The sequence below is a fragment of the Corynebacterium sp. ACRPQ genome (genome assembly GCF_022347225.1).
In the GTDB taxonomy this organism is placed as follows: Bacteria; Actinomycetota; Actinomycetes; order Mycobacteriales; family Mycobacteriaceae; genus Corynebacterium; species Corynebacterium tuberculostearicum_D.
In genome coordinates, this window is record NZ_JAKRNF010000001.1 from 268,173 (window position 1) to 289,099 (window position 20,927).

Annotated in this window: 20 protein-coding genes, 1 tRNA gene and 2 pseudogenes; 9 read left to right on the plus strand and 14 right to left on the minus strand. The window is 59.9% G+C overall.

The features are described 5' to 3' along the window. Both MHY24_RS01250 and MHY24_RS01255 read right to left on the minus strand, forming a co-directional pair. A complete protein-coding gene (locus MHY24_RS01250) occupies positions 1-900 on the minus strand; it encodes an ABC transporter ATP-binding protein (protein WP_239228072.1) in 900 nt (299 codons plus the stop codon). Between the two features lie 2 nt (positions 901-902). Continuing rightward, on the minus strand, positions 903-1,409 hold the full coding sequence (locus MHY24_RS01255) for a hypothetical protein (protein ID WP_239228073.1): 507 nt from the start codon (positions 1,407-1,409) through the stop codon (positions 903-905). Between the two features lie 98 nt (positions 1,410-1,507). On the opposite strand from MHY24_RS01255, the gene MHY24_RS01260 reads away from it, so the two are divergent. The 3 genes from MHY24_RS01260 (at position 1,508) to MHY24_RS01270 (ending at position 4,329) form a co-directional block, all read left to right on the plus strand. Further along, the gene (locus MHY24_RS01260; RefSeq protein WP_239228074.1) at positions 1,508-2,305 is read left to right on the plus strand and encodes a MerR family transcriptional regulator; all 798 of its coding nucleotides are present in this window, start codon (positions 1,508-1,510) and stop codon (positions 2,303-2,305) included. 659 nt (positions 2,306-2,964) lie between these two features. Next, the gene (locus tag MHY24_RS01265) at positions 2,965-3,522 is read left to right on the plus strand and encodes a hypothetical protein (RefSeq protein WP_204609464.1); all 558 of its coding nucleotides are present in this window, start codon (positions 2,965-2,967) and stop codon (positions 3,520-3,522) included. Positions 3,523-3,927: 405 nt separating this feature from the next. Beyond that, the gene (locus tag MHY24_RS01270) at positions 3,928-4,329 is read left to right on the plus strand and encodes a GNAT family N-acetyltransferase (protein ID WP_239228075.1); all 402 of its coding nucleotides are present in this window, start codon (positions 3,928-3,930) and stop codon (positions 4,327-4,329) included. A gap of 241 nt (positions 4,330-4,570) precedes the next feature. On the opposite strand, the pseudogene MHY24_RS12120 reads toward MHY24_RS01270, so the two are convergent. The 3 genes and pseudogenes from MHY24_RS12120 to MHY24_RS01280 form a co-directional block, all read right to left on the minus strand. After that, positions 4,571-4,816 (minus strand): annotated as a pseudogene (locus MHY24_RS12120) (hypothetical protein); the annotation flags it as partial. Then, positions 4,735-5,010 (minus strand): annotated as a pseudogene (locus tag MHY24_RS12125) (Shedu anti-phage system protein SduA domain-containing protein); the annotation flags it as partial. The pseudogenes MHY24_RS12125 and MHY24_RS12120, both read right to left, overlap by 82 nt. 15 nt (positions 5,011-5,025) lie before the next feature. Continuing rightward, positions 5,026-5,508, minus strand: coding sequence for a hypothetical protein (locus tag MHY24_RS01280; RefSeq protein ID WP_239228076.1), 483 nt, complete (start codon positions 5,506-5,508; stop codon positions 5,026-5,028). Between the two features lie 52 nt (positions 5,509-5,560). Between MHY24_RS01280 and MHY24_RS01285 the strand changes: the two genes are divergently transcribed. Further along, the gene (locus MHY24_RS01285; RefSeq protein ID WP_239228077.1) at positions 5,561-5,920 is read left to right on the plus strand and encodes a helix-turn-helix transcriptional regulator; all 360 of its coding nucleotides are present in this window, start codon (positions 5,561-5,563) and stop codon (positions 5,918-5,920) included. After that, positions 5,917-6,519, plus strand: a complete 603-nt coding sequence (locus MHY24_RS01290) for a cadmium resistance transporter (RefSeq protein ID WP_239228078.1) — start codon at positions 5,917-5,919, stop codon at positions 6,517-6,519. Before MHY24_RS01285 ends, MHY24_RS01290 begins: the two co-directional genes overlap by 4 nt. Positions 6,520-6,861: 342 nt before the next feature. Here MHY24_RS01290 and MHY24_RS01295 read toward each other — a convergent pair. From MHY24_RS01295 to MHY24_RS01315, 5 genes are all read right to left on the minus strand, one after another. Beyond that, positions 6,862-6,935 (minus strand) — tRNA-Arg (locus MHY24_RS01295). Between the two features lie 53 nt (positions 6,936-6,988). After that, positions 6,989-8,572: an alpha/beta fold hydrolase gene (locus MHY24_RS01300; RefSeq protein ID WP_239228079.1), complete on the minus strand. Its 1,584-nt coding sequence runs from the start codon at positions 8,570-8,572 to the stop codon at positions 6,989-6,991. 124 nt (positions 8,573-8,696) lie between these two features. Continuing rightward, complete coding sequence (locus MHY24_RS01305) at positions 8,697-9,317, minus strand: LUD domain-containing protein (protein ID WP_239228080.1); 621 nt, start codon at positions 9,315-9,317, stop codon at positions 8,697-8,699. Next, positions 9,314-10,819, minus strand: a complete 1,506-nt coding sequence (locus MHY24_RS01310; RefSeq protein ID WP_239191528.1) for a lactate utilization protein B — start codon at positions 10,817-10,819, stop codon at positions 9,314-9,316. Before MHY24_RS01310 ends, MHY24_RS01305 begins: the two co-directional genes overlap by 4 nt. Continuing rightward, positions 10,819-11,604: a (Fe-S)-binding protein gene (locus tag MHY24_RS01315; protein ID WP_204611449.1), complete on the minus strand. Its 786-nt coding sequence runs from the start codon at positions 11,602-11,604 to the stop codon at positions 10,819-10,821. Before MHY24_RS01315 ends, MHY24_RS01310 begins: the two co-directional genes overlap by 1 nt. 212 nt (positions 11,605-11,816) lie before the next feature. On the opposite strand from MHY24_RS01315, the gene argS reads away from it, so the two are divergent. The 4 genes from argS (at position 11,817) to thrB (ending at position 17,279) form a co-directional block, all read left to right on the plus strand. Then, on the plus strand, positions 11,817-13,469 hold the full coding sequence (gene argS, locus MHY24_RS01320; RefSeq protein ID WP_239191526.1) for an arginine--tRNA ligase: 1,653 nt from the start codon (positions 11,817-11,819) through the stop codon (positions 13,467-13,469). Beyond that, on the plus strand, positions 13,470-14,807 hold the full coding sequence (gene lysA, locus MHY24_RS01325; protein WP_239191524.1) for a diaminopimelate decarboxylase: 1,338 nt from the start codon (positions 13,470-13,472) through the stop codon (positions 14,805-14,807). It abuts the gene before it with no gap. 174 nt (positions 14,808-14,981) lie between these two features. After that, entirely contained in the window at positions 14,982-16,325 is a 1,344-nt protein-coding gene (locus tag MHY24_RS01330; RefSeq protein WP_204609445.1) for a homoserine dehydrogenase, read from the plus strand. A 24-nt stretch (positions 16,326-16,349) separates the two neighbouring features. After that, positions 16,350-17,279, plus strand: coding sequence for a homoserine kinase (gene thrB / locus MHY24_RS01335; RefSeq protein ID WP_204609443.1), 930 nt, complete (start codon positions 16,350-16,352; stop codon positions 17,277-17,279). On the opposite strand, the gene MHY24_RS01340 is transcribed toward thrB, so the two are convergent. The 4 genes from MHY24_RS01340 to MHY24_RS01355 all read right to left on the minus strand — a co-directional run bounded on the left by MHY24_RS01340 (position 17,266) and on the right by MHY24_RS01355 (position 20,891). Continuing rightward, entirely contained in the window at positions 17,266-17,925 is a 660-nt protein-coding gene (locus MHY24_RS01340) for a metalloregulator ArsR/SmtB family transcription factor (protein WP_239228081.1), read from the minus strand. The genes thrB and MHY24_RS01340 overlap by 14 nt on opposite strands. A 38-nt stretch (positions 17,926-17,963) precedes the next feature. Next, positions 17,964-19,796: an ATP-binding cassette domain-containing protein gene (locus MHY24_RS01345; RefSeq protein WP_239228082.1), complete on the minus strand. Its 1,833-nt coding sequence runs from the start codon at positions 19,794-19,796 to the stop codon at positions 17,964-17,966. Positions 19,797-19,799: 3 nt separating this feature from the next. After that, a complete protein-coding gene (modA, locus tag MHY24_RS01350; RefSeq protein ID WP_239228083.1) occupies positions 19,800-20,564 on the minus strand; it encodes a molybdate ABC transporter substrate-binding protein in 765 nt (254 codons plus the stop codon). 66 nt (positions 20,565-20,630) lie between these two features. Then, positions 20,631-20,891: a DUF2249 domain-containing protein gene (locus MHY24_RS01355; RefSeq protein ID WP_239228084.1), complete on the minus strand. Its 261-nt coding sequence runs from the start codon at positions 20,889-20,891 to the stop codon at positions 20,631-20,633. Positions 20,892-20,927 lie beyond the last annotated feature (36 nt).

Sequence of the window (20,927 nt, forward strand, 5' to 3'; positions counted from 1 at the left end):
CTAGGCCTCCTCGTTCTGGTTGCTGGTGACGACGTCCTGGAAAAGCTCGGTCAGGTCTGGGATCTTGCGGCCGAAGGAATGTACCGGGCCTGCGGCTAGGGCTGCCTGCAGGATTGCCTGGTCATCGATGGTTTCATCGGCCTCGAGCACGACGGCGTCGGCAGTTTCTGCCACCAGCTCCGTGCCTTCCGGATACCAGCCGCGCGCTGGGGTAGCCACCTCAAAGCGGGGAGGGCCTTGGCTGCGCAGCTTGTCGACGCCCCCTTCAGCCACCATCTGCCCCTTCGTCACAATGCCTACGCGGTCACACAAGCGCTGCACCAGGTCCAACTGGTGCGAGGAGAAAATGACGGGCACGCCGCGGTTGGCGCGCTCGCGCAGCATGTCTGACATGACGTTGACCGCAACCGGGTCTAGGCCGGAGAAGGGCTCGTCCAGAATCAGCATGTCAGGATCATGGATAAGGGAGGCTGCCAGCTGCACCCTCTGCTGGTTGCCCAAAGACAGGTCATCGAGCTTATCGTCCATACGCTCGCCCAGGCCAAGCTGCTCAAGGAGCTCAGCGCCGGCGCGCTTGGCAGCGGGTTTATCCATGCCGTGCAGCGTGCCGAGGAAGACTAGCTGGCTCAGCAACGGCTCCTTGCCGTAGAGGCCGCGCTCTTCAGGCATATAACCTATGCGGCGGCGATTATCGTCATTAATTGGGGTGCTATCGAAATAGACTTCGCCGGAGTCTTTCGCTAGCACACCAAGCGCAATGCGCATGGTGGTGGACTTTCCGGCGCCGTTGGAGCCGACGAAGCCGAAGATTTCGCCTTCGCCAACGCTAAAGGTCATATCCCGCAGGGCTTGAGTCTCCCCGAAGGACTTATTGAGGTGATCGATGGTCAAAGTGGGCATGTTTAGTCCTCCGAGTTCTGGTTGAAGGTCAGTGCGTAGCCGACAGCGGGCAAGGTGCCAGAGATGAAGTAGCTAAAAAGCAGGTAGTAGCCGACTCCTAACAGAAATTTGGTGCTATTTATTTCGAAGGTATCTCCGCTCAGAAACCGGAAATTAGATGCGAAAGCAGCCAATCCTCCGACGAATAGCAATGTCGTTGACAGCTTGAACGCCTTTTGCCGCCAGTGGTCCAGCACCTGGGCTTCATATTCATCGAGGGTGGCCAGGGGCTTAGTATCTTTGGTGTCGATGGAAATCCGCAGAATGGTCCACGGGATGCACGAGAGTGCGATTGTTATCGACGTGGCAAAGAGAGCCCAATAGGCGGAAAATGCCAGTGCAATGACGAGGAAAATCGCGGATACGGCCACGCAGCCATACATTGCCGCGATTAATCCACGGGTGGGGCCGGGCCTGCGGAACCGTTCGGCGCGGATCGTTGTTGAAACAGGGGCGTCGTTTGCTGTCATGCATTCAAGTGTTGCATAAACCCAACACTCTGGCAACAGTTTCTGCAGATTTTCTCTGGGGTTGACCCTGACGTGGCGTTAGGCGTGACAATGAAGCCATGGACGACATCGATGAAGTTCTTTATACCGTTGGCGAGGTAGCAGCGCTCTTCCGCATTACGGTGCGCACCTTGCACCACTGGGAGGCACAAGGCTTGCTATCTCCCACGTGGCGCAGCTGGTCCAACTACCGGCTCTATACCGAACAGGACTGCGCCCGCGTGCAGAAGATTCTGATCTACCGCGCTACCGGTATGAAATTGACCGATATTAAACAGCTGCTAGATGGCGGTTCCTCCGATGTGGAGCATCTACGGAGGCAAAGAGAAAGCCTGCTCGCGCAGCGAGACAGTCTTAGCGACATGCTGGCAGCAATTGACACCTTGATGGAGGATGCAATGAATAACCGAAAGCTCACCACCGAAGAAATCGGACAGATTGTCGGCGATGCCAACTTCGCCGCGCATCAACAAGAAGCCGAAGAGGCCTACGGATCGAGCGAGGATTGGGCTGTGTATCAGCAGCGCACTGCCGGTTGGTCGGAGAAGAACTGGAGCGATGCTCAAGCCGGCGTGGCTGAGGTGGAAAAAGAACTTGCCGAAGCTGTAGCGAGCGGTAAGACACCGGATTCGGAGGAGGCGCAGGGGATCGTCGAAAAGCACCGCGAAGCATTAAGCGCCTTCTTTCCCGTCTCGCCGGCAAAGCACTTCTTAATCTCGCGCGGCTACGTGGCTGATGAACGCTTCCGTGCCCACTATGAAACGCAGCAAGAGGGGTTGGCGCAATGGTTGGCGGACGCCATTGAGCATGCTGCTAAGGCGCAAGGGGTGGATACCGACAATCCAGAGTGGCGATAGAAGGCTCGTGTCCAGCTAAGGAAGACCTAGCTGACCGGAGAAAAATAAACCGCTGCCCACCAGAAAATCCTGCTGGGCAGCGGGGTCGGAAAACTCCTTCACCAGCTCCAACCCCACACCCTTGCTACCGGTGTTCTACGGCCTCATCCGAAATGTTTCACGCCACCACGCTGAACTGGAAAGTCACTGCCACGATCAGGCACCCGTTTCGTAGCTCGACCCGGTCCGCGAGACGGAAAACCGCGCTGTCCAGGAAGGTAGACATACGCCGACAGTATCAGACACACCGCCCGGCAAGCTGTGCAAGCCGGCCACGAGTCCGACATTGAATCCGCCGTGTGCGCGGGGATTCCCGATTTTTCCTGGCCATATTCCCCAGAAAACCAGTGATAGGTTGCCCCCGAAAAGGTGGTCACTTTCGTTCCGATTTTGTGTACATGGCTAGAGCGATTGTTGGAACTCGGGTGGTTTCGGTATTGGAAGGAGATAAGGCATCTAGGTGATATTTCTTTCCGATTGTCTCATGAAAACAAGACAGTTGACGTCAAAGTTATTTCAACTATGACAGGCGTCTCAATACCGAAAGACTTATTGTGCCCCGCAGTTACGTCTTGAATTCGCAAAGTGAGCAGAAAACTACTCGTTCTGCCAGAAGAAAAATGGTTGCTTTCCTGATGTCAACCGTTCTTCCAACGTCTACTTTGTCCATAGTTCCCGCTGCAAGTGCTGACAGTATTTCAGAATCTGCCCCAATCTATAGTGAAAGGGTGGAAGGGTTTCCACCGGAGTTTTATGAAGCTCTCGACAATGCCTCGAAAGAATCTACTCCGGAAGGCGTAGCTGCGGCACTTTTTCCAAGCGATCCGGAAGCTCAAGCTGAGATAATGCCTTCGCTTCGTGAAGTTGAAGCAATCCAGAAGCAACATTCTGATTCGGAAGAGGTTTCTGTCCGTGCGGTTCCAGCCGCTATTCTGCCGTTCATTGCTGCAATTGGTGGCTGCGTCGTAGGGGCTCTTGGAGGAGCGGCTGCAAGCGAGCTGGTTAGTAAAATAAGGCATGGTCACAGATTAGAAGCCGAAGCCCGTGTTGATGCGCTAATTGGTGGCTGCATCACAGGGGCAGTCCCTCCGTTGCTTCGTCCTGTCGCAAACGCTGCAAAGGTCCCCATTCGTAATGCCGTATTAGCGCTTATGATTAGGTGGTATCAGATTACTTAAGAGCTGAGTAGGACACTTATGAAAAATGGGGCTTGGCCTCTTTGGCAAGTAGTCACCGCGTCTCTCTTAGGAGCTATCGCGGTCACAATTATATCGCTCCAGAGTGAGCAGGGAACCCTGGTGGAAGCGATTTTAATCTTCTGCTTGTCTTCGGTTTTTCTTTTTATCGTGTTCTTTTCTGCAGCGAGACTATTCAACGCGCTCTACCGACGTTGGAAATCTTTCAATCAGGAATAGGCGTAAAATTATAACGTCTATTCCTTTCTTTACTGGAGCAGCAATTGTTTCCATCATTGCCGCAGCCGTACTTTAAGGGCTGTGCATCTGGTGCACATCTTGAGTTCTGAGAGTCGTTGCAACGCTTTCCCTGGTTGCGCCCTTTAGCGTGGTGTATCTGTTACCCGGGTGAAGCCTCGTTTCGGTGAGCATAAAGGCGACCACCGCGTAGATCATATTGCAGCGTCCCCAGTTACGTTTGATTCTACGGAAGGGTGGTTCGGCCTTGGCCCCGTATCAGTCTCGCCGGATCAGCAGGGAAATGGAATCGGCAGTGCGCTCATCAAAGCCGCTCTGAACCAGTTAAAGCAGGCGGGTGCTGCTGGCACCGTTGTTTTAGGGGAGCCGGATTATTACTGCCGCTTCGGCTCTAAGCAGATACCAGGAGCGTATTTTACTGGCACGCCGGCTGAGTATTGTACTGTCCTGCCTATTGGACACGAGGCCCCGCGGGGGCCGTTCGCTATCTTCGCGCGTTTGGCTAGCGCGAAAAATTTGCGTTCAGAATATCTCTATGCGTCAAGAAGGTGATGAATCAAGGCTTCGGGGCTTTCACGAAACCCCCTGACCAGTTATATCAGATCCGCGGCTACACGACAGTAGTCAAACAAATGCCGCGAGCAGGAACTTCGTCTTAGAACTCAAAGTTAGGAACCTCCGCATCCGTGCCTTCTCGCTTCTCAGCAAGCTCCACATTCCACCGCGTCCGCTCGACAAGTTCGTCAAAGGTAAGCACCTCCGGTGACCTAAGGTTCGAGAGGAAACTTTCAAAGCTACGGAACTTCGCGTCAATCCGGTTTCCTTGCGAGCTACACAAGTCGCTCATGGAGCCGATCACCAAAAACGAGCGTGGCTCGACCAAATTCGCACCGTCGCCAGTGCTGCCTCCCTCGGTGTTCCTCTCGGCAATCCATCTAGCGTGGCTCTCTTTGGCGACTAGAACCGTTTCTTGGCCTGGGCTACTGCGCCGAAGAAATCGCGGCTGATCCCGTAAACAGCACTGCGGTATTGGTCCCATGTCAGCAAAGGCGTGTCCGGGTGTTTAATCTCTGCCAGTGCCACTGAACGCAGCAGGCCGTTGGACACTAAGAAGGCGTCGGCGCGTTTCCCGGAAGCGTGCAGGTTTGCTCCGCGAACTGTTTGCTCAAGATTTCTCTCGTCCCAAGTGGTGTAGAGTCTACTTCCGAGACCAACGCCGAGGGCCCATGGGTTGGCTTCGAGAAGGTTCTACCACGCCTTCTCAGCGCCACCCGCCGCGTTTTTCGCTTCGGCAAACGCTTCGTGGTCGTCGAGCCACGATTGCATAGTGTTAACGACGTCGCGACGGTTCTTCAGTTCCTTGATCTCGGCGGCCGAGGTCTCGGTTTCTACGAGTACCTGGAGCGCCTTAGGGTCTCGCTTGTACAGCCGCTGAAGTTCGCTTTGGTCGGCGATGATGCGGTTGAGGACGTCATCGTCAACCCTGGAGGTTTTCTCGCCGGTAACGGGAATCGAGGCGAGGCTGCGGGTGAGGTCGATAAGTTTGTTTGAGCCTTCCCGGTTCGAGACGACGACATCATCGAGTTTCGGTCGTTCGAGTCTCTTCTTCGCGCCTGAAAACAGACCTCGCCAACTACGCCAGGCTCGCGCACAACTTGGATCTCGAGCTGGCGACGCTGTTTCGCAACTTTGCCGGAATCTCTGCCACTTCCACTGTTTTCTGAGCAGCACACGCCGCTACATCGGACTTGACATGTTCAGTGCTCGCTGTATAGTTCAGTCCATGCTGACTATTGCTTCACGTCTCGACGTGATGAACCGCCTGGGTCGTGCACTGGCCGATCCCACTCGATCGCGGATCATCTTGACCCTGCTCGACCATCCCGCTTACCCGGCGGAACTGGCTCGAGCTTTGGACCTGACACGCCCGAATGTGTCCAACCACCTGGCATGCCTGCGCGATTGCGGGATCGTCGTCTCCGAGCCCGAGGGTCGTCGGACACGATACGAGATTGCCGATCCCCACCTGGCGCAGGCGCTGACGACACTGGTCGATGCCACCCTGGCAGTAGACGAAGACGCCCCGTGCATGGATTCCGCCTGCTCGCTTCCCGGATGCGACGTAGCTGGGGAGGGCGCATGATCCTCACCACGGTCTTGCAGGCGATAGGCCTGTTCGCAACTACCAACATCGACGACATCATCGTGCTCTCCCTCTTCTTCGCGCGAGGGGCAGGCCAGAGCGGAACCACCGCCCGTATTTTGGCCGGCCAGTACCTCGGTTTTGCCGGCATCCTCGTCGCCGCGATCCTTGTGACCATCGGCGCCGGAGCATTTCTGCCCCCGGCAGCTATTCCATACTTTGGTCTCATCCCTCTGGGCATCGGCCTCTGGGCCGCATGGCAGGCCTGGCGCGGAGACGATAACGACGATGACGACGAGGCCAAGGTTGCCGGCAAGAAGGTCGGCGTTTGGACAGTCGCAGGCGTCACGTTTGCCAATGGCGGCGACAACATCGGTGTCTACACCCCTGTATTCCTCAGCGTGGAACCTCTCGCGGTAGTCGCCTACTGCGTTATCTTCCTCGCGCTCGTTGCGGTCTTGGTGGCCCTGGCAAAGTTTGTCGCCACCCGCCCCCCGATCGCGGAAGTGCTCGAACGCTGGGAGGGCATCCTCTTTCCCATCGTTCTCATCGGCCTCGGCATCGTGATCCTCGTCAGCGGCGGAGCCTTCGGGCTCTGACGGAGCAGCAGTGTTCCAAACGGCCCCGACTGGGCGCACCCCTCTCTGTTCAGACCCCAACAACTACCCGCAGCCAGTCCTGCGTGATCACAGCAACAAGACCGCTATGAAGCGCTGCAAAAACCGCGCCACCAGATGAGTACGGAAACTCTTCCGCGGCTCGGTCCGCGCTCATAAACAATCCGCGCTATAACCCGAGCAGGAACGGCGTTCAGACAAAGAAAAATGACCCCTCCGAACGAACAGAGCGGGTCATTTTTGTGTTCGCGGCCGTTTTCCTTCGGCCGGCAGGAGGTTTCGTGAAAAGATTGGAACAGTTTCGTGAAACCCCACTTCTAACCGTGTCCCCGACAGGGATCGAACCTGCGACCTTCGGTACCGGAAACCGATGCTCTAATCCGCTGAGCTACGGAGACATCGCTGGGAAAATTCCCAACGATGTGATTTTAGCGCATGGGTTAGCGGGGGACTAAATCAACCCGGGGGCGTCGGCAGTAGTGACTTCGCCGGTGCGCAGGTAGTGCACGCCAATGTCATCAACGACCTTATTCTGGGACGCAAAGTGGGCATGGCCGGGGCCGTGGACGGTGACCACACGCGACTGCATCGGCTTGGAGAGGCTGGTGTGGTATTGGTACGGCGTTTGCGGGTCGCCCGTTGCCTGGATTTGGAGGGGCTTGGTGGCCAGCTTAGAGCCATCGAGAGGCGCCTGGCCCGTGACCGGCGCGCGGCCACCGCAGCCCGCGCCGGAGCCGTAGAGGGAGTTGATGAGGGTGAATGGGTCAACGCTGACGAAGTTGGCCCATAGGTAGCTTGGGTACAGCAGCGGATTACCCGGCACGGTGTTTTCATTGCAGACGATGAGGTTTTGCATATTCATCGCCTGAGCCACGGATTCTTGCTCCTTGCGCACTGCCTCCGGGTCGGGCTGCTCGGCATCCATGGGCTCGCTGCCATTCAAGTGCTTGGCAAAGGCATCCCACTGCGCAGGAACCGGAACAACGACGCGCGTCATGCCCAAGAGTGGGGAGGAAACCTGCACGGCATTGGGGTGCTGAATCTTCTGGTTGAGGAACTCCGCTTGCACCCGCAGCGGGCCGGTGGCGGTCATGATGTCCGCGCCAGGCTGGCCGGCAAACTCGAGACCTGGAGGAAGGTCACCAATCTTGGCATTTGGGGGCAAGACCGTGGGGCGAACGCCGGCCTCACGGGCTACCTTTTGCGACCACTTTTCATAGACCTGCAATGGGGTAGTGCCAAGGTGGTACTTGGCGTTATTTTTGGCAATGAACCCGAAGAGATCATGCAGTCCCTTTTCATAGCCACGCTGTTGCGAAGCAAAGATGCCATTCCACGCCAGCTTGGGGCTCATGCCCGAATCCAACAGGACCTTGCCGGTATGCTCCGGATACTTGGTGGCGTAGGCGGAGCCGAGGTAGGTGCCATAGGAGGTGCCGGCGATGTCAATCTTTTCTTCGCCCAAGGCGCGGCGCACCATTTCCCAGTCCTGCAGGGTATTCGCGGTGGTCAGCGAGTTGGTATAGCCCGGGGTGTGCTTTTCGCAGGCATCGCGGGTGAGCTTACCTACCTGGAGGCTTCCTTGGAGCGGATTACTGGTGGCCGTGGCATCGCACTTTACTGGCGTGGAGCCGGGCAGGCCACGCGGTTGTACACCGATGGTGTCCCACTCATCGCGCACGGCTTTTGGCCATGGAATAGCGCTATTTCCGGCCCAGCCATAGGCATCGCCACTAGGGCCACCAGGGTTGGTAAACAACGCGCCACGGCGGGCACCTGGGTTGGCGGCGGGAACGCGCACGAAGCCGACGCTAATGGTGCCGGCTTCAGGGTTGTCGTAATACGTAGGCACGTCGATGCGGCCGCATTCGGCATTGTCGATGTCTACCTGCTCAGGGCAGTCTTCCCAGGAAATGGCGGGCTTGGTGTCCTGCGGCGCGGGGGCTGGCGCGGCCGTAGCAATCGGTGCAGCGACACCAATGGTGACCGCAGCAGCTCCGAGCGTGGCCGCAAACTTAGAAGAAAAAGAAAGCATAGGTTAGGTCTCCAGAATAAAAGTAATTGGTAGACCTAGCCTATGCTTTTTTGATGCTTTTGGCATCATATTCACAGTAGGTGGGTGCCCTCACCGGCCGAGGCAGGAGAGGGGCTACGCAGTACTACTTAACGATGACAACGATGAGGTCACGCGGGCCGTGCACGCCCTCGACACGAGTGAGCTCGATATCGGAGGTAGCGGATGGGCCAGAGATCCAGGTCGCTGGCTTCTCCGGGTTCATGCGGGAGATGACCTCGGGGATGCCGTAGACGATCTCGTTCTGATGGACGATGCACAGGTGGCGGTCCGGAACCAGGGTCAGTGCGCGGCGACCACAACGCTCGTCAGACTCGAGCACGATGGTGCCGGTCTGCGCCGAGGTGACGTGGGAATAAGTGACCACAGCGTCGGTCTCGTTCAGCGTGCGCGGATCGACGGACTTATCGTCCGGCTTGGCGTCGAAGCCCTCGAAGAGGGTGGCGTCCATGCCTTCGGCGTAACGAATGTCGTTGCACTCGCGGTCCTTGAGGATCGTGGCGATGGTCTGCTTGAGCTCGCCTTCCTCGGTGACGTGCACCTCGGCCTTGTAATCCTCGAGTCGGTCAATAAGCATATCGCGCAGCTCGTCCGCGTTCAGGGTGCCCTCGTGGTGGTAGTCGCGCGGGGCATCAACGTGGTCGGGGAGACCAGCCTGCTTCTGAGCGGAGCGGATGCGGCTTAGGATTTCCTGCTTTGCGTTCACTTTTTGGACTCCTCACGTGCCTCGGCAAGAAGTTCCTTGCCTTCTTCGGACTCGAACCACTGGCGGAAGGACTTCTTTGGCGGAACCGCAGTGTCGCGGCCCTCGGACCAACCGGACATAAACAGTGGCAGGGATTCGATGGTCTTGTTGGTGCCACCCAAGATGCGGCCCAGGGCGACCATGTGGGTTGCCTTGTTCCACAGCTTCGGGTTGCTCCACAGCAGCTGAATGGTCTTGAAGAGCTTCGGCTCGATTGGTGGGGTGGCGTGGGTGACCTTCTGGTGGCGGTTTTCCAAAATGACGTCGGAAAGCGGAATCTTCACCGGGCACACCTCGTCGCAGCGGCCGCACAGCGAGCACGCATAAGGCAGGCTGGCGGAAGGATCGTTGTGGTCCTTCATACCGGTCAGCTGCGGCGTCAGGGAAATACCGATCGGGCCAGGGTAGACAGAGCCGTAGGCGTGGCCGCCGGCGCGCTCGTAGACCGGGCAAACATTCAGGCAAGCCGAGCAACGGATGCACTTGAGGGCCTGGTGGCCAATCGGGGAGGACAGGGCCGCAGTACGGCCGTTATCCAGCAGCACCAAGTGGAAGTTCTGCGGGCCATCGCCCTCAGTAACGCCGGACCACATGGAGGTGTATGGGTTCATACGCTCCGCGGTGGAAGAACGCGGCAGCAGCTGAAGGAAGACCTCTAAGTCCTGGAAGGTAGGAACCAGCTTTTCGATGCCCATCACGGTAATGAGGGTCTCCGGCAGGGTCAGGCACATACGGCCATTGCCCTCGGACTCCACGATGTTGATGGTGCCGGTTTCTGCTACGCCGAAGTTGGCGCCGGAGATGGCAACCTTGGCCTGCATGAACTGCTCGCGCAGGAACTGGCGGGATGCCTCGGCCAACTCTGCCGGTTCTGCCTGCAGGGTGTCATCGGTATTCGGCATCTTGTTGAGGAAGATATCGCGAATCTCCGCGCGGTTGCGGTGGATAGCCGGAACCAGAATGTGGGACGGCTTATCCTCGCCCAGCTGCACGATGAGCTCGGCCAGGTCGGTCTCGCGAGCGTTGATGCCCGCTGCCTCCAGGTGCTCGTTCATGCCGATTTCCTGGGTGGCCATGGACTTAACCTTGACCACATCGGTCTCGCCGGTGGCGCGGATTAGGCCCTCAATGATCTGGTTAGCTTCCTTGGCGTCACGTGCCCAGTGGACGACGCCGCCGCGAGCCTTGACTGCCTCTTCGAACTGCTCGAGCAGCTCTGGCATGCGGGCGGCAACGTCTTCCTTGATGGCGGAACCTGCAGCGCGCAGCTCCTGCCAATCATCCAGCTCCTCCACAGCGTTGGAGCGCTTCTCACGAATGGAGGTGGTGGCGTGCTGCAGGTTGTGGCGCTGGGTGGCGTTATTCAGGCCAACGTGTGCCAGGGGAACAAAGGCCTTGCTGCCGCGCAGGTTGCCGTAGCCTTCCGGCGCGCGCGGTGGGGTGGTATCGAGGAAAGAGGTCATTAGAGCATCGTCTCCTTGGAGTAAGCGGCGGAGGTCGGAGTCCATGGGTGCTCCTTGGTGGAAGCCAGGATCTCAGCCATGTGAACGGCGCGGACGCCGGAACGCTGGCGGCTCAAGGCGCCGCCGATGTTCATCAGGCAAGAGGAGTCACCGCCGGTGACGAACTCCGCCTCGGTTTCCTTGATGTGGCGAGTCTTATCGGTGACCATCGCGCGGGATACCTCTGCGTTCTTGATGGCGAAGGTGCCGCCGAAGCCACAGCATTCTTCCTTATTCGGAAGGGTGACCAGTTCGATGCCTTCGACTTCCTGCAGTAGCTGCAGTGGGCGGTCGCCCAGCTTCAAAAAGCGCAGGCCGTGGCAGGAGGGGTGGTACGTCACGCGGTGAGGGAAGAATGCGCCCACGTTGGTAACGCCTGCCACGTCTACCAGGAATTCCGGTAGGTCCAGGGTCTTCTGGGTGGTCTTGCGGGCGCCGTCGACGTCGGCGGAGTTGCCGTAACGGTCGGCGATGCGCTCGTGCTGCTCACGAACGGCACCCACGCAGGAGCCAGAGGCAGCAACGACGTAGTCGATGGAGGGATCTGCGAAGGCATCCGCATAGGAGCGGATCATGCCCAGGGTTTCCTTCTGGTAGCCGGTATTGATGTGCATCTGGCCGCAGCAGGTCTGTTCCTCCGGGAAGACCACCTCGTGGCCCAAGCGGGAGAGAACCAGTGCCGTTGCCTTTTGTACGTCCGGGAAAAGGGCGTCACCAATGCAAGTGGAAAATAGCGCAATGCGCATACGGTGCTCCTCGTTGATTCTTGACATGGGGGGTAGGCACAACCCTACTCCTTTTAAGCAGTACGTGCGTAATGCGTCCCTTTGTTGACCAGCGATTATTTCGCAATATCAATGTTGCAAAAAGTTGTTATCAAACGTTTGTCCTGCAAAGAGGAGTTTTCTGGCCCGGCCCTTTTCACACTTGACTTTTCAGTCCACTAGAATCGTGCGACATGACACCAGCTGATTTGGCCACATTGATTAAAGAAACTGCCGTTAAGGTCATGGAAAGCCATGAGCTTGATTCCTCCGTTTTGCCGGAAACGGTAACCGTAGAGCGCCCACGCAATCCTGAGCACGGCGATTACGCCACCAACGTGGCATTGCAGGTGGCTAAGAAGGCAGGTGCAAACCCGCGCGAGCTGGGCGGCTGGTTGGCAGAGGCCTTGGCGGACAATGATGCTGTTGCAGAGGCCGACATCGCGGGCCCTGGTTTCATTAATATTCGCCTAGCTGCCGACGCCCAGGGAGAGATCGTCACGCAGATCCTTCGCGCCGGCAAGGAGTACGGTTCTAACGATTCCTTTGCGGGTAAGAAGGTTAACCTCGAGTTTGTCTCCGCTAACCCGACCGGGCCGATCCACCTCGGCGGTACCCGTTGGGCGGCCGTGGGCGATTCCCTGGGCCGCGTGCTGGAGGCCTCTGGCGCGGAGGTCACCCGCGAGTATTACTTCAATGACCATGGCGGCCAAATTGACCGTTTCTCCCGTTCCCTGGTGGCTGCTGCGAAGGGCGATCCTACTCCGGAGGATGGCTACGGCGGAGCCTATATCCAGGACATTGCCCAGGCCGTCGTGGAGAAGAACCCATCCGCGCTAGAGGGCAGCGACGAAGAGGTCCAGGAAGCTTTCCGCGCAGACGGCGTGGAGATGATGTTTGCGCAGATCAAGCAGTCCCTGCACGAGTTTGGCGTGGACTTTGATGTCTATTTCCACGAGAACTCCCTCTTCGAATCCGGTGCGGTCGATGCCGCGCTGGAAAAGCTCAAGGCCGAAGGCCATATGTACGAGGCCGAGAATGCGTGGTGGCTCAAGTCCACCGTTTACGGCGATTCCAAGGACCGCGTGGTGGTCAAGTCCGATGGCAATGCAGCTTATATTGCAGGTGACATTGCCTACGTGGCCGATAAGTTCGACCGCGGACACGATTTGAATATCTACATGCTCGGCGCTGACCACCACGGCTATGTGCCACGCTTGAAGGCTGCCGCAGCCGCCTTGGGCTACAATGCCGACGCCGTCGAGGTGCTCATTGGCCAGCTGGTTAACCTCCTACGCGATGGCAAGCCAGTGCGCATGTCCAAGCGTGCGGGCACGGTCATCACCATGGAGGATCTCGTGTCCGCCATCGGTGTGGATGCTTCCCGTTATTCCCTGGTGCGTTCCTCTGTGGACCAGAGCATCGATATTGACTTAGGCCTGTGGGAATCCCAGTCCTCCGATAACCCCGTCTACTACGTGCAGTACGGCCACGCCCGTCTGTGCTCTATCGGCCGCAAGGCAGCCGAGCTGGGCGTCGATGCGGAAGGCGCGGATCTTTCCTTGCTCACCCATGATCGCGAGGGCGACCTCATCCGCACCCTGGGTGAGTTCCCAGCCGTGGTGGAAGAAGCCGCGCAGCTGCGCGAGCCGCACCGCATCGCCCGCTATGCCGAGGACCTCGCTGCAGTCTTCCACCGCTTCTATGACTCCTGCCAGGTTCTGCCCAAGGCTGGCGAGGACGAAGCTCCTATCCATGGTGCCCGCCTCGCGCTGGCACAAGCCTCCCGCGTGGTCTTGGCCAATGCCTTGACCATGGTGGGCGTGAGCACTCCGGAGAAGATGTAAGTGGCGGATTTCAATGAGCTGCCGGCCCACGTCTGGCCGCGCAATGCAAAGCGCGAGGAAGACGGCGTAGTAACCATTGCTGGTGTTCCGCTGCCGGATTTGGCGGAGGAATTCCAGACCCCGCTCTATGTCTTCGATGAAGATGACTTCCGGTCTCGCTGCCAGGATATGGCCCGCGCTTTCGGTGGACCCGAGCACGTGCACTATGCCTCCAAGGCATTCATTTCGAAGAAGATCGTGAACTGGGTCAATGAGGAAGGCCTGTGCTTGGATGCGGCCTCGCTCAATGAGCTCAAGATTGCCTTGGCCGCGGAGTTTCCGGCCGAGCGCATCACCACGCACGGCAACAATAAGGACGATGAATACCTGCGTTTGTGCGTAGACGCCGGCGTGGGCCACGTGGTCATTGATAACGAGCTCGAGCTGGAAGAACTCAATCGCATTGCGGGCGAGGCTGGCAAGGTCCAGCCGGTGATGATCCGCGTCAAGCCGGGTGTTGATGCGCATACGCACGAATTCATCGCCACGGCGCATGAGGACCAAAAGTTCGGCATTTCGCTCGCCACGGGTGCGGCCTTTGCTGCGGCCAAGCGTTGCTTGGAGGCGGACAACCTGCACCTGAGCGGCCTGCACTGCCACGTGGGATCCCAGGTCTTTAATGCGGAGGGCTTCAAACTTGCCGCAGAGCGCGTCATGGGGCTGTACCGCCAGATTTATACCGAGCTGGGCGTGACGCTGGAAGAGCTCGATCTGGGCGGCGGCTTTGGTATTCCCTACATGACTTATGAGGAGGCGCTGGATATCGAGCGCGTGGCCGGCGATATGCTCGGCGCGGTCAAGCACACCGCAGAGGAGCTGGGCATTGAGGCGCCCTTCCTCTTGGTTGAGCCCGGTCGCTCCTTGGTTGCCGGCTCGGCGGTGACCGTCTACCGCGTGGGTACCGTCAAGGATGTAGAAACCGGCAAGTCGGATCTGCCGCTGCGCCGCTATATCTCCGTCGACGGTGGAATGTCAGACAATATCCGCCCGGCACTCTACGGTTCGGCCTATGACGTGCGCGTGGTCAACCGCTTTAGCGATGGGGAAGAGGTGCCCTCCCGCGTGGTGGGCTTCCATTGCGAGTCCGGCGATATTCTCCTTGAAGACGGCGAGCTACCCAATGATATCCAGCCGGGAGACTTGATCGCCTTTGCTGCTACCGGTGGCTACCAGTACATGATGTCCTCGCGCTATAACGGTGCGGTGCGCCCGGCGGTCGTCGCCACGCGCGTGGGCCAGACCAAGCCCATGCTGCGCCGCGAGACCATCGAGGATCTTCTTTCCCTCGAAGTGGACTAGCCCGGCCACTCGGCCCCCGTCACAGCGCCTAATTTAATTCAGGGCCTGTGACGGGGACTTTTCTATCTGTTGACCCATTTACGGCGAAAGTAGACAGCTTGTTCTGTATAGTGTCCTGTATCCGCTTTTAGCGGGCACTAAACCTTTACCCCAACCGCACAATGGAGACGGATTATGGCTGCATCGACTAGCGAGCTTCAGGCACACGAGCATTCCGGCAAGGGCGAGGGCGAGACCGTTGGTATCGCGCTGCTGGGCTTTGGCACCGTTGGTGCTGAGGTCTTTCGCCTGCTGGGAGAGAATGCTCATGCCTTTGCTCACCGCATCGGTGGCCCAGCCGAGATTCGCGGCATCGCCATCCACAATAAAAATAAGCTGCGCCCGGGTGTGCCCCAGGAGTTGTTGACCGATGACGCCAAGGCGCTCGTCGCCCGCGACGATATCGACCTTGTGGTTGAGGTTATCGGCGGTATCGACTTCCCACGCGAGCTGGTGCTCGCCGCACTTAATTCCGGAAAGTCCGTGGTGACCGCCAATAAGGCCCTGGTTGCCGCGCACGCAGACGAGCTGGCGGAGGCCGCCGACCGCGCCGGTGTAGATCTCTACTTCGAGGCTGCCGTAGCCGCCGCGATTCCGGTAGTGGGCATGCTGCGGCGCTCCTTGGCTGGCGATCAGGTAGAGCGCATCTCCGGCATCGTCAACGGCACCACTAACTTCATCTTGGACGCGATGGAGTCCACGGGCGCTTCCTATGATGAAGCGCTGGCGGAGGCTACCCGCCTGGGCTATGCCGAGGCCGATCCCACCGCGGATGTAGAGGGCCATGATGCTGCCTCTAAGGCCGCCATCATGGCGTCTTTGGGCTTTCACACCCGAGTGAAGTTCGAGGACGTCCACTGCGAGGGCATCACCAAGGTCACCGCAGCGGATATCGCCGCGGCCAATGAAGCCGACTATTCCATCAAGCTACTGGCCATTTGCGAGCGCCTCCAGCGTGCCGATGGCTCCGAGGCGGTCAATGCCCGAGTGCACCCCACGTTGGTGCCCAAGGAGCACCCGTTGGCTTCCGTGAGCGAGTCTTATAATGCCATCTTCGTTGAGGCAGAGGCCGCAGGTTCCCTGATGTTCTACGGCAATGGTGCAGGCGGCAATCCTACGGCGTCTGCCGTGCTTGGCGACGTCGTCGGGGCAGCCCGCAATATCGTCCACGGCGGCCGCGCACCGGGTGAAAATACCTACGCCAACCTGCCTATCGCAGATTTCGGTGAGGTAGAAACCCGCTACCACATTGATATGGAAGTCCAGGACCGCACCGGCGTGCTGGCCGCCATCTCCGCCGTCTTTGCCGACAATGACGTTTCCCTGCGCACCGTGCGCCAAGAAGATGGCGCGGACACCGCCCGCCTCATCGTGGTCACCCATGCCGCAAAGGAGGCCACCTTGGATACCATTGTGGCTGCTTTGGGCGAGCTCGAAGAGGTCAAGGCCGTTCATTCCGTAATCCGCCTCGGCAGCTAGCCCCGGCCCATAGACTAGACAGCTATGAGTATCGAAGTTGAAGTCGGCACGAAAGCCATCGTGACTGTTCCTGCCTCTACGGCGAACCTGGGCCCAGGATATGACACCTTGGGCATGGCGTTGAGCCTGTATGACACCGTCGAGGTAGAGGTCACCGCATCGGGCCTTACGGTGGAAATCTTCGGCGAGGGCGCAGAAGACCTGCCGCGCGATGGCTCCCACTTGGTGGTCAAGGCGATTCGCTCCGCACTCTCGGCGGCCGACGCCACCGTGCCCGGCCTGCGGGTGGTCTCGCATAATAATATCCCGCAGTCGCGCGGCCTGGGTTCTTCCGCTTCCGCCGCGGTGGCGGGCGTGGCCGCCGGCAATGCGCTGGCGGGAAGCCCCCTGACCCGAGAGCAAGTGGTGCAGCTTTCTTCCGCCTTTGAGGGCCACCCCGATAATGCGGCCGCCTCCGTGTTGGGCGACGCCGTGGTGTCGTGGACAAATGTCCCTGTCGACGGCCATTCTTTGCCGGACTACCGCGCCGCGTCCATCAAGGTGCACGAAGATATCCGCGCCACCGCGCTCGTGCCTGATTTCCACGCCTCCACCCAGGCGGTGCGCCGCGTCCTGCCTTCACACGTGACGCATTCGGATGCGGCGTTCAACGTCTCGCGCACCGCGGTGCAAGTGGCGGCATTGCAGAACTACCCGGATCTCCTGTGGGAGGGAACCCGCGATCGCTTGCACCAGCCGTACCGCGCGGATGTGCTTCCCGTGACCGCGGAGTGGGTCAACCGCCTGCGCAACCGCGGCTATGCGGCCTACCTATCCGGCGCCGGCCCCACCGTCATGGTGCTGCACACCGAGGATATTGAGCAGAGCATTCTTGCCGACGCCCGCGAGCAGAACCTCCGCGTCATCGACCTCACCGTGGCCGGCCCCGTCCGCGTGGAGCTTACGCAGGCTTAATTTTTAGCCGGCACACGTTGGGGTGCTGGCGCGGTACCAAGGTGATCGAGGTGTCATCATCGCTGGTTTCTTGCAGGAAGCCAGCGTGTACCGCGCACAGGAACGGCGAAGGCTCAAGACCCGAAGAGACAAAGGGGCAAGCATGAAGCTCGATGTCGGTCGAGTCCGGCTTGGTGGCAGGATCAAAGCCCATATCGCGCAGGGTGGCAAAGAGCGTATCGAGCGCACCATTGGAGGCATCCGCGCCCGCGGCGCGCGCCCAGCGTCGCCCGATCTCTATGGCCTTGGCCGAGGCGGCGTCATCAAGCTCTTCCTTATCCGCCAGCATCGTGGTCAGCACTTCCACCAAGGTGATGTATTCCTCTGCCACCGCTTTATTATCCGGAATGCGGGCTTGGAAGATGAGGGAGGGGCGCCCGCGGCCCTTACTCGGCGCGGAGACTACGTTGACGGCCCCAGCGTTGACCAGCTCATCGATGTGTCCGCGGGCGGTGTTGACGTGCATGCCTAGTTCCTCGGCAACGGTGCCGGCCTTGGCGCCTTCGGGGTGGCGCTGCACAGCGGTGAGCACCTCGCGCTGCTTGGGCGAGAGGTTGAGGGCCTCCGGAAAGAGTTCGGTGGTGGACCGGGGAAGTGAATCAGGCATGGTGGAAATCCGCCTTGGGGTCTGCGAAAACAGAAATACTAGTTGGGGTGGACAAAAACGTTTGCTTTAGACACTGTTAAGGATACGATGTTACCCGCCGCGACGCTTAAAGCGAACTCGCGGTCTACCGGTACTGTAGCCTCTTGGCCGCCCAGATCAACGCGCAGCTGCGCTGCCGCGAGGCTGGTGGCCTCGACAGCCAAGACGCGAGCTGCCCATTGGTTGCAGGCCTCTGGCGCTGCGCCAATTGTGGCCGCATGCGGGTCAAAGGTCACCGCCACCTTCTGCCCAGGCTCAATAGACGCAGCCTCCTTAGTCGCCAGAACGGTAATATCGCCGCACGCGACCTCGACGGCGGACGCGCTGATCCCGGTCACGGTTCCTTCGAGGCGATTGAGCCCCGCTAGCACCGCAACGAAGCCCGTTGGCGGTGCCTCAAGCAGACGCGCGGTTGCGCCGTGGGCCCGCACCTGGCCGGATTCCATGACCAGCATGTCCTGCGCCAGGTGCGCGATATCGAGCGCATCATGGGTAACAAGCAGCGTGGTACGGTCTGCGCGGGCCGCGTGCAAGAAGCGGCGCCACCTTTCGGCCGATTTCACATCGACGGCGGCAAGGGGCTCGTCCACAATCAAGACCGCCGGCCGTGCGGCTAGCGCACGCACCAACGCCACGTGGGCGGCCTGGCCGCCGGAAAGGGCGGGAACGGGGACGTCGGCAAGCTCGTGCAATCCCGCTGCCGCCAGGAGCTCCTGCGCACGTACCTTATCGCGGGTGACCATGGCCACCGCCTCCACGGCCGTCGACCGCGGCGGCAACCCCGGCCGCTGGGTGAGCAAGACGACGTCGGCGCCCTCCGGGGAGACCTCCCCGCCGCTCAGGCGCCCGGCAATGCGCCCCATCAAGGTTGTTTTGCCGGAACCATTCGGGCCCACCACGGCCGTTATGGCGCGCGGGGAAAAATCCGTGCGCACACCGTCGACGGTCACAGACAGCGCCGGCAGATCAGTGGGCCGGGTAAGGGCGCGGAGCTTATCGACGTCCATCCCATGCAACCTCCTGGCCTGCGGCTGGTAGCTTCGCCGCCGCAGCACAGGCAAGCCCGCAAGCGCCAGGCAGGCCAAGGCCAACCCGATAAGCAGCGCGGAGAGCACGTACGCGCCATCCGCATCGACTTCGCGCTCTAAATAAATGCCCAGCGGCATGGTGCGGGTGACCCCCGGCTGCGAGCCGGCAAAGGTCAGGGTCGTGCCGAACTCGCCCAGCGAGCGCGCGAAGGCCAACCCCGCACCCGTAGCCAAGGCCGGGGCGATGGACGGCAGGGTAATTTTGCCCAGGACCTCCCACCGACCCAAGCCCACGCCGCGCGCAGAGGCGAGGATTTCCTGGTCCAGCTGGCGCAGCGCCGAATCGACCGCCACCACCACGAAGGGCAGCGCCACAAAGGTCTGCGCCATAACGACCCCGGGGAAGGCGAAGGCGAAGTGGATGCCGAGGGCGTCGAGAAGCGGGGCCAGGTATCCCTTGCGGCCAAAAGCTGCGGTAAGGGCCAAGCCGCCCACCACCGGTGGCATGGCCAAGGGCAGGTAGACCAAGAGGCGCACTACGGCGCTGCCGCGGCCGAGCTGCTGCACCCACAGGGCCAGCCCCAAGCCCAGCATGAGCGCAAGGATCATGGATTGGAAGGCGGCCGCCACTGAGATGGGCAGCATGTCCCGGATCTCGTCGCGCGCGAGGTAGTCGCCGATGCGCGCCCAGGGCACGCGCAGGCCAAGGGCGGCAACAGGGACGATGATGGTCGCTACCGCAATGAGACCAATGAGGCCGATAAGAAGCGGGGCTTTGGGGCGAATAGGCTGTGGGGCGGACATAGTCTACTCTGCCGGGGTGAAGCCGCGCTCGCGCCAGGTGGACGCAAAGTCGCCGCTCAAGATATCGAGCACCGCGCGAGCCTGGTCGGGGTGGGATGCTTCTGCGGTAACGGCGCCCACAATCTGGTTAGTGAATTTCTCTGCCCCAGGAATGTCAATCACCTCGACATCATCGCCGGCCGCGGCGGCATCGGTGGAATAGACCCACCCAGCATCCGCCTCGCCCGAGGCGACCTTTCCTAAAACGTCGGCTACCTGGCGTTCTTGGGAGGATGGATGGACGTCCAGGCGCTTATCAGAGATGATCTGGGAGGAGATATCGCCGCAGGGAACTTGGGGATCGCAGAGCACGAAGTGGTCGGAGTGGGGCAGATCCTCCACGGAATGGATTCCCGCCGGGTTGCCCTTGGGCACGACCATGACCATGACATTGGTGGCAAGCACCTCGGGCGTGGCAACCGTGCCATCCTGCACCGCCTTATCCATGGTCTTTTTCGAAGCCGTGAGGAGAAGATCGGCCGGGGCGCCCTCGCGCAGCTTGCTCACCAAATCGGAGGAGCCGCCATTTTCAAAGCTCAGATTTACCGGCGGCGCGAGCTGGCCGGCGCGCTGAGTGAGTTCATCATTGATGACGCGGGTGGAGGATGCAGCCAAGACATTGAGCGTGGCAGCATCCGCGTCCTGGGCGGAAGTCGTTGACGTTGGGGGAGCGCAGGCCGCAAGGGCGAATGCGAGGGCGGCGAGGAGTGCGGCGGCGCGCTTCTTCATCTGCGGAGGGCTCCTTCTACGGCGGTAGTGTGACCTATCCAGGATAGCCCTCCGCCCCGCGCGGGTTTAGCTCACGCGGGTGAACTTGATGTGGAAGTCGTTTTCTTCTTCCTTGAGGTAGTCCAGCTCAAAGCTCTCCTCGCGGGCCTCTACCTCCTTGAGCAGTGGAATTGGATTATGCGGGGCGATGAGGATCATGGACTCGCCTACGTTCAAGGTGTCCAGTGCGCCATGGATGGCGCCGTGGCGAACAGCGTGCGGAATTTCGGAGGCATTCAGAGTTGGGATGGAGTGTGGCTTATTGGCATCGGAGATGGGCAGTTGCATAGCGAGTGGTCCTTTCTTAAGGGGTGCGAGTTTCGC